At 58.0% G+C, this 12,596-nt stretch carries 19 protein-coding genes; 11 read left to right on the plus strand and 8 right to left on the minus strand.

Annotation, left to right across the window (positions count from 1 at the left end; all coding sequences use genetic code 11):
• Nucleotides 1-13: 13 nt before the first annotated feature.
• From AC2FH6_RS16640 to AC2FH6_RS16660, 5 genes are all read right to left on the minus strand, one after another.
• The gene (locus AC2FH6_RS16640) at nucleotides 14-310 is read right to left on the minus strand and encodes a chorismate mutase (protein WP_142639150.1); all 297 of its coding nucleotides are present in this window, start codon (nucleotides 308-310) and stop codon (nucleotides 14-16) included.
• Nucleotides 307-858, minus strand: a complete 552-nt coding sequence (locus tag AC2FH6_RS16645) for a GNAT family N-acetyltransferase (protein ID WP_496703707.1) — start codon at nucleotides 856-858, stop codon at nucleotides 307-309. Before AC2FH6_RS16645 ends, AC2FH6_RS16640 begins: the two co-directional genes overlap by 4 nt.
• Nucleotides 855-1,409: a GNAT family N-acetyltransferase gene (locus tag AC2FH6_RS16650; RefSeq protein WP_496692176.1), complete on the minus strand. Its 555-nt coding sequence runs from the start codon at nucleotides 1,407-1,409 to the stop codon at nucleotides 855-857. The genes AC2FH6_RS16645 and AC2FH6_RS16650 overlap by 4 nt, the downstream gene beginning before the upstream one ends.
• A complete protein-coding gene (gene ffh / locus AC2FH6_RS16655; protein ID WP_281995861.1) occupies nucleotides 1,410-2,906 on the minus strand; it encodes a signal recognition particle protein in 1,497 nt (498 codons plus the stop codon).
• A 161-nt stretch (nucleotides 2,907-3,067) separates the two neighbouring features.
• Nucleotides 3,068-3,586 (minus strand): hypothetical protein, encoded by a 519-nt coding sequence (locus AC2FH6_RS16660; protein ID WP_496703708.1) that lies wholly within the window; start codon nucleotides 3,584-3,586, stop codon nucleotides 3,068-3,070.
• 89 nt (nucleotides 3,587-3,675) lie between these two features.
• Between AC2FH6_RS16660 and AC2FH6_RS16665 the strand changes: the two genes are divergently transcribed.
• Complete coding sequence (locus tag AC2FH6_RS16665) at nucleotides 3,676-4,206, plus strand: prolyl-tRNA synthetase associated domain-containing protein (RefSeq protein ID WP_496703709.1); 531 nt, start codon at nucleotides 3,676-3,678, stop codon at nucleotides 4,204-4,206.
• Here AC2FH6_RS16665 and AC2FH6_RS16670 read toward each other — a convergent pair whose 3' ends face one another.
• Both AC2FH6_RS16670 and AC2FH6_RS16675 read right to left on the minus strand, forming a co-directional pair.
• Entirely contained in the window at nucleotides 4,207-4,947 is a 741-nt protein-coding gene (locus tag AC2FH6_RS16670) for an aspartate/glutamate racemase family protein (RefSeq protein WP_496703710.1), read from the minus strand.
• A 66-nt stretch (nucleotides 4,948-5,013) separates the two neighbouring features.
• A complete protein-coding gene (locus AC2FH6_RS16675) occupies nucleotides 5,014-5,595 on the minus strand; it encodes an FMN-dependent NADH-azoreductase (protein WP_271951444.1) in 582 nt (193 codons plus the stop codon).
• Nucleotides 5,596-5,712: 117 nt separating this feature from the next.
• Here AC2FH6_RS16675 and AC2FH6_RS16680 point away from each other — a divergent pair, with 117 nt between their 5' ends.
• The 4 genes from AC2FH6_RS16680 (at nucleotide 5,713) to AC2FH6_RS16695 (ending at nucleotide 8,348) form a co-directional block, all read left to right on the plus strand.
• Complete coding sequence (locus AC2FH6_RS16680; protein WP_142639300.1) at nucleotides 5,713-6,591, plus strand: LysR family transcriptional regulator; 879 nt, start codon at nucleotides 5,713-5,715, stop codon at nucleotides 6,589-6,591.
• Entirely contained in the window at nucleotides 6,588-7,502 is a 915-nt protein-coding gene (locus AC2FH6_RS16685) for a DMT family transporter (protein ID WP_496702937.1), read from the plus strand. Before AC2FH6_RS16680 ends, AC2FH6_RS16685 begins: the two co-directional genes overlap by 4 nt.
• 69 nt (nucleotides 7,503-7,571) lie before the next feature.
• The gene (locus AC2FH6_RS16690; RefSeq protein WP_496702939.1) at nucleotides 7,572-7,835 is read left to right on the plus strand and encodes a hypothetical protein; all 264 of its coding nucleotides are present in this window, start codon (nucleotides 7,572-7,574) and stop codon (nucleotides 7,833-7,835) included.
• 9 nt (nucleotides 7,836-7,844) lie between these two features.
• Nucleotides 7,845-8,348 (plus strand): universal stress protein, encoded by a 504-nt coding sequence (locus AC2FH6_RS16695; protein ID WP_496702941.1) that lies wholly within the window; start codon nucleotides 7,845-7,847, stop codon nucleotides 8,346-8,348.
• 5 nt (nucleotides 8,349-8,353) lie between these two features.
• On the opposite strand, the gene AC2FH6_RS16700 is transcribed toward AC2FH6_RS16695, so the two are convergent.
• Complete coding sequence (locus AC2FH6_RS16700) at nucleotides 8,354-8,686, minus strand: ArsR/SmtB family transcription factor (protein WP_142639170.1); 333 nt, start codon at nucleotides 8,684-8,686, stop codon at nucleotides 8,354-8,356.
• Nucleotides 8,687-8,769: 83 nt separating this feature from the next.
• On the opposite strand from AC2FH6_RS16700, the gene AC2FH6_RS16705 reads away from it, so the two are divergent.
• The 6 genes from AC2FH6_RS16705 (at nucleotide 8,770) to AC2FH6_RS16730 (ending at nucleotide 12,436) form a co-directional block, all read left to right on the plus strand.
• A complete protein-coding gene (locus AC2FH6_RS16705; protein ID WP_496692180.1) occupies nucleotides 8,770-9,681 on the plus strand; it encodes a DMT family transporter in 912 nt (303 codons plus the stop codon).
• A gap of 184 nt (nucleotides 9,682-9,865) precedes the next feature.
• Nucleotides 9,866-10,198, plus strand: coding sequence for an AtpZ/AtpI family protein (locus tag AC2FH6_RS16710; protein WP_142639174.1), 333 nt, complete (start codon nucleotides 9,866-9,868; stop codon nucleotides 10,196-10,198).
• A 2-nt stretch (nucleotides 10,199-10,200) separates the two neighbouring features.
• Nucleotides 10,201-10,959: a F0F1 ATP synthase subunit A gene (locus AC2FH6_RS16715; RefSeq protein WP_142639176.1), complete on the plus strand. Its 759-nt coding sequence runs from the start codon at nucleotides 10,201-10,203 to the stop codon at nucleotides 10,957-10,959.
• A gap of 48 nt (nucleotides 10,960-11,007) precedes the next feature.
• On the plus strand, nucleotides 11,008-11,232 hold the full coding sequence (locus tag AC2FH6_RS16720; protein WP_005981269.1) for a F0F1 ATP synthase subunit C: 225 nt from the start codon (nucleotides 11,008-11,010) through the stop codon (nucleotides 11,230-11,232).
• A gap of 86 nt (nucleotides 11,233-11,318) precedes the next feature.
• The gene (locus AC2FH6_RS16725) at nucleotides 11,319-11,870 is read left to right on the plus strand and encodes a F0F1 ATP synthase subunit B' (RefSeq protein WP_271951428.1); all 552 of its coding nucleotides are present in this window, start codon (nucleotides 11,319-11,321) and stop codon (nucleotides 11,868-11,870) included.
• A gap of 5 nt (nucleotides 11,871-11,875) precedes the next feature.
• Nucleotides 11,876-12,436, plus strand: a complete 561-nt coding sequence (locus AC2FH6_RS16730) for a F0F1 ATP synthase subunit B (protein WP_496690334.1) — start codon at nucleotides 11,876-11,878, stop codon at nucleotides 12,434-12,436.
• Nucleotides 12,437-12,596 lie beyond the last annotated feature (160 nt).

Below are 12,596 nucleotides of genomic sequence, written 5' to 3' on the forward strand. Positions count from 1 at the left end.
GGGAACGGCCCGGTCAATTCTGGTGTTTCTTATGGTGTCGGATGACTTCCTGAATGATGAAATTCAGAAAAGCCTTGGCGAAATCGGGGTCAAGATCGGCCTCTTTCGCCAGGTCTTCTAACCGTGCGATCTGCGCAGCTTCGCGCGTGGGATCGGACGGGGGAAGGTCGTGTGCCGCTTTCAGTTTGCCAACGGCTTGTGTGTGCTTGAACCGCTCGCCCAGTGTGTAAACCAGAATCGCGTCCAAGCGATCGATGCTTTCGCGGTGGTCCTTGAGCAACGCGGCAGCCTGAGTCACGGGATTGGTCATTGGCCGGTCCTTTCGGTGGTCAAAGCAGGTTCGGATAAATCAAGCATGGGATGGCGCCAGACCTGGCAGGGCTTGCCCATCACTTCGCCTTCGCGCTCGAAGCTAGCCCCCATACGCTCGGCCAAGGCACGAGAGCGCGTGTTTTCATGCGCGATATAGCTGATGACGCCATTCAAACCTTGTTGGCGTGCAGCATAGTCGCGAGCTGCAAGGGCTGCCTCGAAAGCCAGACCTTTGCCTTCCGCCCGTTCCATCAGGGTCCAGCCGAGTTCGGGTTCGTCCCAGCCAGGTACATCAATGATGCCAACCCCGCCAACAAAGCGACCGCTGGATTTCTCGGCCAGATGCCAAAGGCCGTAGCCTTTCAGCGCCCAGTGACCCAGACGTGTTGCCAGAGAGCTCCAGCTGCCCACCTGATCCCGCGGACCGCCAACCATATGGCTGCGCTCGGATGCATAGAAGGCAGTCAACTCAGGCAGGTCATCCGCATGCGGGGCCCGCAGAACAAGGCGTTCAGTTTCGATGATCGGGATGGAGAACGTCGTCATGCGTATGCCTCCACTCCACCGTTCTCAAGGTCTGATGGAGCCGGGTGCCGCCAAACCTGCATCTCGCCATAGGCCGGGTGTTTATAGATGCTGTCAAACCGCGCACCCAATCGTTCGGCCACGGCTCTGCTCGCCAGATTGTCGGGGTCGATCAGAGAAATAGCAGTATCCCAGCCCAGTACGTCATAGGCATATGTCCGTGCTGCGAGCGCCGCCTCGGTCGCGTATCCTTTGCCTATTGCGCTGCTCATCAGTGTCCAGCCGATTTCCGGCTCAGGCCAGCTATGCGGAAACCACAGCCCTACATGGCCGATGTATTTGCCGGCGCCTTTTTCCTCTACCGCCCAATACCCATAGCCGCGAAGGGTCCAGTGACCCAGCAGTAGGGCAAGTGTCCGCCATGTCTCATCCGCACGCTTGGGACCGCCGACGAATTTCGATGCGTCACTGGCAAAGAATGCTTCCAGCGCGCTGAAATCGTCCTCGCACGGGGCGCGCAGGATCAGGCGTTCGGTTTCAAGCCGGGGGATATGAGGTGCAGCGGCGGTCATTTACTTCTTTTTGCCAAATCCGCTGAGGCCCGGAGGCAGGGCCATGCCTCCGCCCATTCCGGGCATCTTGCCACCCATCGCTTTGGCCGCCTGCTCTAGCGCCTTGGGGTCCATGCCTGCCGCCATGTCTTCTGGCGAGGGGCCGCCTTTGCCAAACATGCCCTTCATGGCCTGTTTCAGCATCTTGCCTTTGCCCATCTTGCCCATCTTCTTCATCATGTCCGACATCTGCCGGTGCATCTTGAGCAGCTTGTTGAGGTCGCTGACCTCCATACCGGAACCCGCCGCGATACGTTTCTTGCGGCTGGCTTGCAGCAGTTGCGGGTTGGCGCGTTCACGCTTGGTCATGGATTGGATCAAGGCGATCTGGCGCTTGAGCACCTTATCATCCATGCCCGATTCTTCGACCTGTTTGGCCATCTTGCCCATGCCGGGCATCATGCCCATCATGCCTTGCATGCCGCCCATCTGGATCATCTGTTCCAGCTGCATCTTCAGGTCGTTCATGTTGAACTGACCTTTGACCATGCGCTTCATCATGCGCTCGGTCTGTTCGATCTCCATTGTTTCCTGGGCCTTTTCGACCAAGGCAACGATGTCGCCCATTCCCAGAATACGTCCTGCAATCCGGTCCGGCTCGAACGTCTCAAGCGCGTCCATCTTTTCGCCCAAGCCCACAAAGCGGATCGGTTTGCCGGTGACCGCGCGCATCGACAGCGCCGCACCGCCGCGCCCATCGCCATCCATACGGGTCAGAACCACGCCCGAGATACCGACCTTGGCTTCGAATTCCTCGGCGACCTCAACGGCGACCTGACCGGTCAGACCGTCGACGACCAGCAGGGTTTCGCGCGGGTCGACCGCGTTGCGAACCTGCTCGACCTCGTTCATCAGCACTTCGTCGATGTGCAGACGGCCCGCGGTATCGAGCATATAGACGTCATAGCCACCCAGCGTCGCTTGCTGCTTGGCGCGTTTGGCGATGTCGACGGGCTTCTGGCCGGGAACAATCGGCAGCGTATCGACGCCGACCTGTGTGCCCAGAACGGCCAGCTGATCCATCGCCGCCGGGCGATAAACATCCAGCGAGGCCATCAGGACCTTCTTGCCCTCTTTCTCTTTCAACCGTTTGGCAAGCTTACCGGTTGTCGTAGTCTTACCCGAACCTTGCAGACCGACCATCAAGATCGGGGCAGGCGGGTTGTCGATTTTCAACGCACCGGGATCATCCTCACCGCGCAGCACGTCAACGAGCGTGTCATGCACGATCTTGACGACCTGCTGGCCGGGGGTGATCGACTTGGTCACCGCTTGTCCGGTGGCCTGATCCTGTACCTTCTTGACGAACTCCCGCGCGACCGGCAGCGAGACGTCAGCCTCAAGCAAGGCAACCCGTACTTCGCGCAGGGCGGTCTTGACGTCCTCTTCAGACAGCGCACCCTGTTTGGTCAGCCGGTCAAAGACGCCAGAGAGGCGTTCGGATAGATTTTCAAACATGCCTTCGGCCTCCTATGCCGGTTATCTGGTGGCGCCTCTTAGATAAGAAACACCGGTTAAATGCACAATTGCCCCCACGGGCGTAACACGCTGGTGGGGGGCGATCCCTGAACGACTCAAGGGACCGGAAGATCAGACGCTTCCGGATGTTGGGCAGGGATTTAAGCTGAACGGCTAGCGGTGTCAACCTTGTGCGCGGGAAGCCAGTTATTGACCGCATCAACCAGCCGATGCGCACCACGACCGTTCGAGAACGCTTCGACGATAGGATGACGTCCCGCGCTCATCCCCTTGTCCAATATTAGCACAGGGCGATAGAGGGTGGATGACCCCTTGTCGCTTCTAGATATCGTGCTTTCAATCTCCGCATGGGATAGGTTTGAAAGCACATGCTCGACAGTATCATAGCCAAAAACCGACTGCCTGCGGATCATTATGCGGTCTTCCTTTCGGTCCAGGATGACCTGAACACGACGGACAAAGGCGCAGAATGCTCCAAAGCCCATTCCACCGCCGAACAGTGCAAAGAAGATGCCGAACAAGATGCCCTCACCGCCTTCGCTGGCCAGAAACAGGCCTGCGCCGACAAAAGCCAGAATGAAGAAGACCAGCATGATGCCGATGAACCATGGCGTATCGGACAGGATCAGTTGGTTCGGAGTGTTGCGTGTAATTTTCATGGCGGCACGCTAACACCGAAGGCAGCACCTGTCGTGGCTTGAATTCGCCCGCGCGTTGCGCGATGAGCGCAGCAAATTAGGAGGGTCCCATGGACGCATCATCAGCTTTTCAGGATACACTGCCGCTCAGCTCGGATGCGCTGTTGGCGCAACTGGACGTCTGGGGGCTGTCCTATCGGTTGCACACACATATCCCGCTGCGCACGGTCGAGGATGCCAAAGGGGTCGAAGACCAATTCATGGTGCCGGGTGAGCGTACCCTGCGCCTCAAGAACCTCTATCTGCGCGATAAGAAAAAGCGGAACTATCTGGTGACGCTGGAACAGAGCCGCGACATCGACCTCAAGGCGCTGGGCGCCGAGCTGGGTGTCGGCAGCCTGTCCTTTGGCTCGGCGGATCGGCTGTTGCAAAACCTCGGCATCCGCCCTGGGGCTGTCAGCCCGCTGGCGATGATCAACGGGGTGCAGAATGATGTACGCTTTTACATGGATGCTGCCGCACAACAGGTCGATGTGATCAACATGCATCCCTTGGTCAACGACCGCACAGTTGCCATATCGCGCGCTGATTTGATGGCCTTCTTCGATCGGATTACATGCGCGGTGAACTGGCTGCCCTGATCAGGGCACTAACGCTTCGTCCAGGGCCGCGGCCACATGTGCAGCGGACGGGTTGATGAACAGATGCCCGTCAGCCTCGAACACAGGGTCGTCCAGATGATCGGGAAAGGCCAGCGGCAGTTCCGTGCAGGCCAGAAGGATTGCGGTTCCGGGTTCGGCATGCCGGTTACAAAAGGCCAGCAGGCGCGCACGGGCGCTTTCTGACGCGCCGCCGTAGAAATCACCGTCGATCATCGCTTGCATCTTTGCAATTTCGCTTTCGGGCAGGCGGGCGTTTGCGCTGATGCCAATCTCGCCCAGCTTGTTGGCATAGTGCGTCGCCTGCATCGTTACCGTGGTGCCCAGAACCAGCGCGCGCGTGGCGTCTGTCGAGGCCGTAACCTCGGCGGTTGCATCGAAGATGCTGAGAATGGGCATCGTAACGCCCTGTCGGATTGCATGCAGCCGCGCGTGGGGTGTGTTCGAGGCGATAATCCCAAAGTCACAGCCAGAGGCTTCAAGAGTTAACAAAGCTTCCCGAAATACAGCATCAAATCCGGTCCAACTGGCCTCATCGCCAGCGACGCCGCGTAGGGCACGGGTTTTAGCCTGGGTCACGGACTCGATGGTCATGGGTGGGATGGGCAGAGGGGATCCATGCCCGCGCTGGGCGAAAAACCGCCCCGCGCCTTCGGCAATCGCCCGGTAATAATCAACGGTCGAGGCCCAGCCCACGCCGCCCAGAATGCCGATCTTTTTCATTGCGTGCGTCCAGTCTGCCCATTTGGTATCCAGGACAGACTGGACGCTTTCTGAGGTGAAGGTCAATCAGGCTGCCAGTTGCGAAACCGCATTTCGTGCATTGCTGAGAGAACCTTCGGCATCCAGCGCCAACTGGTCGGCGGCGACGATTTCCACGTCATGAATACCGATAAAGCCTAGTACATGCTTGGCATAGGTGGTGGCAAAATCGACATCAGACCCGACAGCTGTGCCACCCGACGCCACGGCTAAAACCGCGCGCTTTCCATCTAACAGGCCTTTTGGACCGCTTTCGGAATACGAAAAGGTCACTCCGACGCGGGCAATCAGGTCGATCCAGGCTTTGAACGCCGCGGGCACCGAGAAATTGTAGATCGGCAGGCCTATGACAAGCGTATCGGCCTGCTGCAGTTCAGTTACCAGCTCGTCAGACAGGGATAACTGGTCCTGTTGCATGGCACTGCGCTGATCGGCAGGGGTGAAATTTGCGCTGACCCAGGCTTCGGTCAGCAGCGGTAGAGGTGTGGCAAGGTCACGGCGAATTATGCGGTCAGCGCCCAAGTGATTGACGATGCGTGCCGACAGGTCACGAGTGGTCGAGCCTTCGCGGCGGGCCGATGCGTCGATATGCAGGATAGTTTTGGTCATGGTTCAATTTCCTTTGGTGTACAGGATGTGTCTTGGCCCGATATGAGCGTTGCGCGAGCGAACAAAACTCTGGTAAGTCAACAGGGTCTGTTAGAATTTGCACAATGGAAAACCGCAGTGGACAACTGGGATGAGGTAAGAACCGCCTATCAGGTGGCGCGTATGGGAACAGTCAGTGGCGCGGCGGAGGTCCTGGGTGTGCATCATGCCACCGTCATTCGCCACATTGATGCAATTGAGGCCCGGCTGGCGGTCAAGCTGTTCCAGCGCCATGCGCGCGGCTACACCCCGACCGAAGCCGGAGAGGACCTGTTGCGTGTGGCACAAGCGACTGAGGATCAGTTCAATCAACTGATCGGCCGGATGAAGGGTCGGGGTGATGACGTGTCGGGCGAGTTGGTCGTGACGTCGCTGTCCTCTCTGGCATCTCTGGTGGTGCCGGTTCTTGCCGAGTTTCAGCGACGGCACCCGGAACTGATCGTTCGGTATCTGACCGGTGATCGGCTGTTTCGTCTGGAATATGGCGAAGCGCACGTGGCGATACGTGCCGGGTCAGCGCCTGATCAGCCCGACAACGTGGTTCAGTCCTTTATGAAGCAAGAGGTCGGGTTATACGCCAGCACTGATTATGTCGCGCTGCACGGCAAGCCTGGCAGCCTGGATGACTTTGCAGATCATTCTTTCATCAGTACCGATGACGAAAACAGCCGAGCGCCGTTTTCCCGCTGGTTGCGCCAGACCGTGCCAGCCGAGCGCATCACCTTCCGTTGTACCAACAACTTCTGTATCCGCGAGGCGGTCCTGTCCGGCGCGGGTATCGGTTTCATGCCACGTTGGTCAGCTGCAGGAGACCCGAATCTGGTCGAAGTGATCGACCCGATGCCGGAGTGGTTTGGTGATCTGTGGCTTGTTACCCATGTGGATCTGCATCGCACGACCAAGGTGCAGGCCTTTCTGACCTATCTGAAAGAGCAATCCAAGAGCTGGGCAAAATGAGTCAACAGGCGCGTGGCCATCTGGCCATGCTGATTTTTTCGGCCCTGGTTGCAGGGAGTTTCTCGCTGGGGTCACTGATCGCCAATCAGATCGCGCCCGAAGCCATTACCGCGGCCCGGTTCGGCATCGCATCCGTGGTGATTGGGGGTGCCGCCCTTATGACCACCGGCCTGCCGCGCAGCGCGGCACAAGCCCCGTGGCGCTATTTGGTTCTGGGCGGAGTATTCGCGGCCTATTTCGTGTTGATGTTCTACGGGTTGAAAACTGCACCGCCTGTCAACGCGGCAGCGGTCTTTACGCTGACTCCGGTTATGACCGCATTCGCCGGTTGGATCTTGTTGCGCCAGATCACCACACCAAGGATGGCGCTTGCACTGACCCTTGGGGCAGTCGGGGCGCTGTGGGTGATCTTTCGCGCCGATTGGCAAGCCGTGCGGGCGTTCGATATCGGGCAGGGGGAAATCATCTATTTCTGGGGCTGTGTCGCGCATGCTTTGTATACCCCCCTTGTACGCAAGCTGAACCGTGGAGAGCCTGCAGTGGTGTTTACCTTTGGTACGCTTCTGGCGGGATGCCTAATGCTGACGATCTACGGGTGGTCCGAGATCCGTGCTACCGACTGGGCGAACCTGCCAGCGATAGTCTGGGTGGGTTTGATTTATGTTTCGGTCTTTGCAACCGCGGCCAGTTTCGTGCTGGTTCAGTATTCAACGCTGCGCCTGCCATCGGCAAAGGTGATGGCTTATACTTATCTGGTTCCCAGTTGGGTCATTCTGTGGGAAATCTCTCTGGGGCAGCAGGCGGTTGGCCCTGTCGTCTATTTTGGTGCCGGTCTGACGATCCTGGCCCTGGTTTTGCTGCTGAAATCCGAGGAGGACAAACCCGCGCGTCCTTTGCCGCAAGCCGATTGAACTTGTGAAACGACCAAATTGTGTCAGGCTTGGCCCTAGACCAGAATATTAAACGTCCAAGGGGACGACATGAAACCAGTTCTTTCCATAATGATATTGGTGGTTTGCGGCGCCTGTGCCGGGTCATCTGAAACGGATTTACAAGCCAGTTGCGAGGCGCTGGTCGCAGCCGAAACCGGAACGCGGCCCGGAGATGTTCGGGCATTGTCCACCGATACCGAACCGGGCGGGTCGGTCACGACGGTTTCCGTTACCGGGGCCCAGGCCCCGTGGTTGTGTCGGGCGGACCCTTCGGGGGTCGTGACCGGTGTTGAATACAGTCAGGAAGGCTAGCCCGTTTCAATGTTTGACCAAGCGGGCGAGGGTGTTGAGGCAGATCAAGGCCTGGCACCCTCTGGTTTCTCTATGCTTCAGGCCAAGGAGGAACGTCCCATGTACAGTCATATCATGATCCCGGTTGATCTTCATCTGCCACCCGAGGTGCGCAAGGCCGCCAAAGTTGCAGCAGCTATAGCCGAATGGCAGGGGGCCAAGATTACTTTGGTCAGTGTCACCGGCACCCAACCGGGTGACCCTGTTCAGTCAGATGCTGCGATTGACAAGAACCTACGTGATTTTGCCAAACAGTTGGCTGAAAGCAGCGGGACCGAAGTGGCGTATCGTAATATCCATTCGGTTGATGTCGCTGCCGAAGTTGACGGTGACTTGACACGGACTGCCGAAGAAATCGAAGCTGACCTTATCGTCGTCGGCACCCATGCGCCGCGTATTACCGACTATATATTCTCGAGCCATGCGGGGTATCTGGCGAAACATGCCAGTGTCTCTGTTTTTGTAGTCAGGTAGGCGGATCATTCCTCGGCTGCGGGCAGTTCAACCTCAAGAAATCGTTCGAACGCGTCCAGATTGACCGGCTCGAACTGCCCGAACCCTTGCATCCAGACGGATGCGGATCGCAGCGCGTCAGGCTCCAGCTTGCACCACTTCACCCGTCCACGCTTTTCCTGGCTGATCAAACCGGCTCTGGTCAGGATCACCAGGTGTTTTGAAATCGCGGCAAGCGACATCTCGAACGGTTCGGCGACATCCGTCACCGCCATGTCATCCTCCAGCAGCATCGCAAGGATGGCGCGGCGTGTGGGGTCGGCAAGGGCCGCAAAAACGGTATCGAGATCGTTGGACATACTCCTTTCCTAAAGCGCAAGAACCGGTTTGACAATTTTCGGTATGAGGTCACTGTGCCCCGGCATGTGTATCGGGGGTTGGGATGTCACTAAAATACTGGCTGGTGATTTGTATTCTTGGCATCGGTTGGGGCATGTCCTTCATGTTTAATGCCATTTTGCTGCGGGAACTTGGGCCGCTTTCGGTGTCGATGGGACGGGTTGCATTTGGGGCGCTCGGGTGCTGGGTCTATGTGATCGGGGCGCGATTGCCAGTCAATCTGACACTGGCACGTGCGTTTGGGTTGTTGGGATTTGGTGCGCTCAGCTATGCCGCGCCCTTTGCGTTCTATGCGCTTGGGCAACAGCATATCGCTTCGGGTGTGGCAGGGATTGTCAATGCAACGACACCGGCCTTTGCCGTCATTGTTTCGCATTTCTGGCCCGGAAGTGAACGTGCCACCCTGTTAAAGTCTCTGGGCGTGGTTTGCGGCTTCACCGGTATCGTTGTGCTGTCCCTGCCTGTACTGGGCGGTGGCGCGTCGTCCGAATTTTGGGCGATCCTTCTGACACTTTGCGCACCGATCTGCTATGCGTTCTCAGTCAACATCGCGCGGGCCTTCCGGGATATGCAACCTGTGGTTCTGACCGCCCTTGCATTGACGGGTGCTACGCTGGCCATCACGCCCTTGGCGCTTTGGCAAGAAGGACTACCCCATATAACCCGGGCCGAGACTTGGGCCTCGCTGGCGATGATTGGGTTTGTGCTGACATCCGCCGCCTTTATCGCGTTCTACTGGCTGCTGCCCAAAGTTGGCCCGACCAATATCTCGACAGTGACATTGATTGCGCCTGTTTCAGCGCTGGTGCTTGGAACATGGGTGCTGGGGGAAACCCTGCGGCCCGAGCATCTACTGGGAATGGCAGCGATCTTCGCCGGTCTGCTGCTGATCGACGGGCGCGTGATCAGACGTATCTGGCAGGGGGTGTCGGGCAAAGATCAACCAAAAGGTTGAATATGCGGATTCCGTGCCTTTGTACCCGCTTCCTGTGGTTCGGGCTGATCACGCCTATGGTGACTCAGAAAAATTACCTTTAAAAACAATAGAGTAAAGTGCGGCAATTCGGGCTGCCAACGCCGTTGACTCTGCGCTCTCCGCCCCTTAGCACCGTGCCCAAGACTGTACGAGGGAAACGCCCGTGACTGATGATGACCAAAAGCAGCGTATGGCGCAGCTTGAGGCTAAGATCACGGCGGCGAAAAAGGCCAAGTCAAAGCCTGAGGCCCGTGCGGACGCCGATTATTCGGGAGGCGAGCTTGCCTGGCGGATGGTCATCGAAATGGTATCCGGTCTGGGGATCGGATTTGGCATCGGATACGGGCTGGACAGCCTGTTCGGGACAATCCCGATCTTCCTGGTGCTGTTCACATTGCTGGGTCTGGTCGCCGGGGTAAAGGTTATGCTCCGCAGCGCACAACAGGCGCAAGAGAAACAGATGGCCGACAAGGCCGACGAAGACGAGAGGGACTGAACGTGGCAACCGAGACCACCGCAGCAGAAGGCAGCAGCCTGGTTTTCCATCCGATGGATCAGTTCATCGTCAAACCGCTTTTTGGCGACGGTGCGATTGCTTGGTACACGCCCACTAACGTCACTCTGTGGCTGTTTTTCGCAATTCTCGCCGTGATTGGCCTGCTGGTGCTCAGCACGTCCAAGCGCGCCATTGTCCCGACGCGCATGCAGTCGGTGGCCGAACTGGCCTATGGCTTTATCTACAAGATGCTTGAAGACATCTGCGGCAAGGATGGCGTCAAATACTTCCCTTATGTCATGACCCTGTTCATGTTCATCGTGACCGCGAACTTCCTGGGTCTGATCCCGACCTCGTTCACAACCACATCGCATTTCGCCGTGACCATCCCACTGGCGCTGGCCGTGTTCCTGACTGTGACCATTCTGGGTTTTGTCAAGAACGGCGCCGGGTTCCTGGGCCTGTTCTGGGTCTCCAGCGCGCCGCTGGCGCTGCGCCCGATCCTGGCGATCATCGAGCTGATCTCGTATTTCGTGCGCCCGGTCAGCCACTCTATTCGTCTTGCCGGTAACGTCATGGCAGGCCACGCGGTTATCAAGGTTTTCGCAGGCTTCGCCGCGATTGCCGTGATCTCGCCTGTGTCCGTTCTGGCGATCACCGCAATGTACGGTCTTGAGGTCCTAGTGGCCTTTATCCAGGCCTACGTATTCACCATTCTGACCTGTGTATATCTGAAGGATGCACTGCATCCGTCGCACTAAGGTCCGATACCCAAACATCGAAACTTCCAATTCGTAAGGAGAAACATCATGGAAGGCGATCTCGCACACATCGGCGCAGGCCTGGCAGCAATCGGTTCCGGCGCAGCCGCAATCGGGGTGGGCAACGTAGCAGGCAACTTCCTGGCTGGCGCTCTGCGCAACCCTTCGGCGGCTGCTTCGCAGACCGCAACCCTGTTCATCGGTATCGCATTTGCAGAAGCCCTGGGGATCTTTGCATTCCTAGTTTCGCTGCTGCTGATGTTCGCCGTCTAATCTGCGGAACCTGATCCTTACGCGCAGGTGGGCCCAAGCCATAGCGGCCCGCCTGTTGTAAAGACAACGTTCCGACGGAGGACATCATGGCGACAGAACCCGTATACGAAGAGGTGGCTGGCACCTGCGTTGACTCTCATGGGTCGGCGATTGGTATGCCTCAGCTTTGCTTCGATTGGTTCCCCAACCAGATTTTCTGGCTGGTCATCACGCTGGTCGTCATCTTTCTGGTCCTGTCCCGCGTGGCTCTGCCCCGCATCGCGGCAATCCTGGCGGAACGTCAGGGGACCATTACAAATGACCTGGCTGCGGCCGAAGATCTAAAGGCCAAAGCGGTCGAGGCTGAAGAGGCCTATAACAAGGCGCTGGCCGATGCCCGTTCTGAGGCACAGCGTATCGCTGCCGAAGCACGCGCCGAAATCCAGTCTGGTCTGGATGACGCGATTGCCAAGGCAGATGCTGAAATCGCTGCAAAAGCGGCTGAATCGGAAAAGGCTATTGCCGACATCCGTGCAGGTGCGCTGGAAAGCATTCAAATCGTTGCCAAGGATACGGCAGTAGAACTGGTTACCGCTCTGGGTGGCGAGGCTGATGCCAAAACCATCAACGGTGCGGTTGACGCGCAGACAAAAGGATAAGTGACATGCGGAACACTCTTGCCCTTATCCTGACATTTGTTGCCGCCAGCCCCGCGCTGGCCGCAAGTGGCCCGTTTTTCTCGCTTGGCAACACCGACTTTGTGGTTCTGCTGGGCTTCATCGTTTTCATCGCAGTCCTGTTCTACTTCAAGGTCCCGGGCATGATCGGTGGAGCGCTGGATAAGCGTGCCGAAGGCATCAAGTCCGAACTGGACGAAGCTCGCGCCCTGCATGAAGAAGCGCGCAGCCTGCTTGCCTCGTACGAGCGCAAGCAACGCGAGGTTCAGGGTCAGGCGGATGCCATCGTGGCCGCCGCAAAGGAAGATGCGGTTCTGGCAGCTGAGCAAGCCAAGGTCGATCTGGAGAAATCCATCGCGCGCCGTCTGGCGACCGCGCAGGATCAGATCGCTTCGGCTGAAGCGTCGGCTGTCAAGGAAGTCCGCGATCAGGCCATCACCGTTGCTATTTCTGCAGCCAATGCTGTGCTGGCCAAGCAGATGACCGCCGCGCAGGCCAACAAGCTGATCGACGCATCCATTGTGGATGTGAACGAAAAGCTTCACTAAGACAATTCCGGCCCGGCAGCACATCTGCCGGGTTCGGACATTGGGCTGCGAATATCGCACCCCGCTTCCCGATTTGACCGGGGACCGATTGTCTGCGTTACATATTCGGAAACACTCCAACCAATTTTGCGCCCGTGCGACGGCATTTGCCGAAACCGGA

The sequence above is a fragment of the Ruegeria sp. CDSC045 genome, assembly GCF_059610725.1.

Bases quoted from the DNA above. Each gene is read 5' to 3' on its own strand.
- AC2FH6_RS16640 (WP_142639150.1), bottom strand. From the start codon at position 310: ATGACCAATCCCGTGACTCAGGCTGCCGCGTTGCTCAAGGACCACCGC.
- AC2FH6_RS16645 (WP_496703707.1), bottom strand. From the start codon at position 858: ATGACGACGTTCTCCATCCCGATCATCGAAACTGAACGCCTTGTTCTG.
- AC2FH6_RS16650 (WP_496692176.1), bottom strand. From the start codon at position 1,409: ATGACCGCCGCTGCACCTCATATCCCCCGGCTTGAAACCGAACGCCTG.
- ffh (WP_281995861.1), bottom strand. From the start codon at position 2,906: ATGTTTGAAAATCTATCCGAACGCCTCTCTGGCGTCTTTGACCGGCTG.
- AC2FH6_RS16660 (WP_496703708.1), bottom strand. From the start codon at position 3,586: ATGAAAATTACACGCAACACTCCGAACCAACTGATCCTGTCCGATACG.
- AC2FH6_RS16665 (WP_496703709.1), top strand. From the start codon at position 3,676: ATGGACGCATCATCAGCTTTTCAGGATACACTGCCGCTCAGCTCGGAT.
- AC2FH6_RS16670 (WP_496703710.1), bottom strand. From the start codon at position 4,947: ATGAAAAAGATCGGCATTCTGGGCGGCGTGGGCTGGGCCTCGACCGTT.
- AC2FH6_RS16675 (WP_271951444.1), bottom strand. From the start codon at position 5,595: ATGACCAAAACTATCCTGCATATCGACGCATCGGCCCGCCGCGAAGGC.
- AC2FH6_RS16685 (WP_496702937.1), top strand. From the start codon at position 6,588: ATGAGTCAACAGGCGCGTGGCCATCTGGCCATGCTGATTTTTTCGGCC.
- AC2FH6_RS16690 (WP_496702939.1), top strand. From the start codon at position 7,572: ATGAAACCAGTTCTTTCCATAATGATATTGGTGGTTTGCGGCGCCTGT.
- AC2FH6_RS16695 (WP_496702941.1), top strand. From the start codon at position 7,845: ATGTTTGACCAAGCGGGCGAGGGTGTTGAGGCAGATCAAGGCCTGGCA.
- AC2FH6_RS16700 (WP_142639170.1), bottom strand. From the start codon at position 8,686: ATGTCCAACGATCTCGATACCGTTTTTGCGGCCCTTGCCGACCCCACA.
- AC2FH6_RS16705 (WP_496692180.1), top strand. From the start codon at position 8,770: ATGTCACTAAAATACTGGCTGGTGATTTGTATTCTTGGCATCGGTTGG.
- AC2FH6_RS16720 (WP_005981269.1), top strand. From the start codon at position 11,008: ATGGAAGGCGATCTCGCACACATCGGCGCAGGCCTGGCAGCAATCGGT.
- AC2FH6_RS16725 (WP_271951428.1), top strand. From the start codon at position 11,319: ATGGCGACAGAACCCGTATACGAAGAGGTGGCTGGCACCTGCGTTGAC.
- AC2FH6_RS16730 (WP_496690334.1), top strand. From the start codon at position 11,876: ATGCGGAACACTCTTGCCCTTATCCTGACATTTGTTGCCGCCAGCCCC.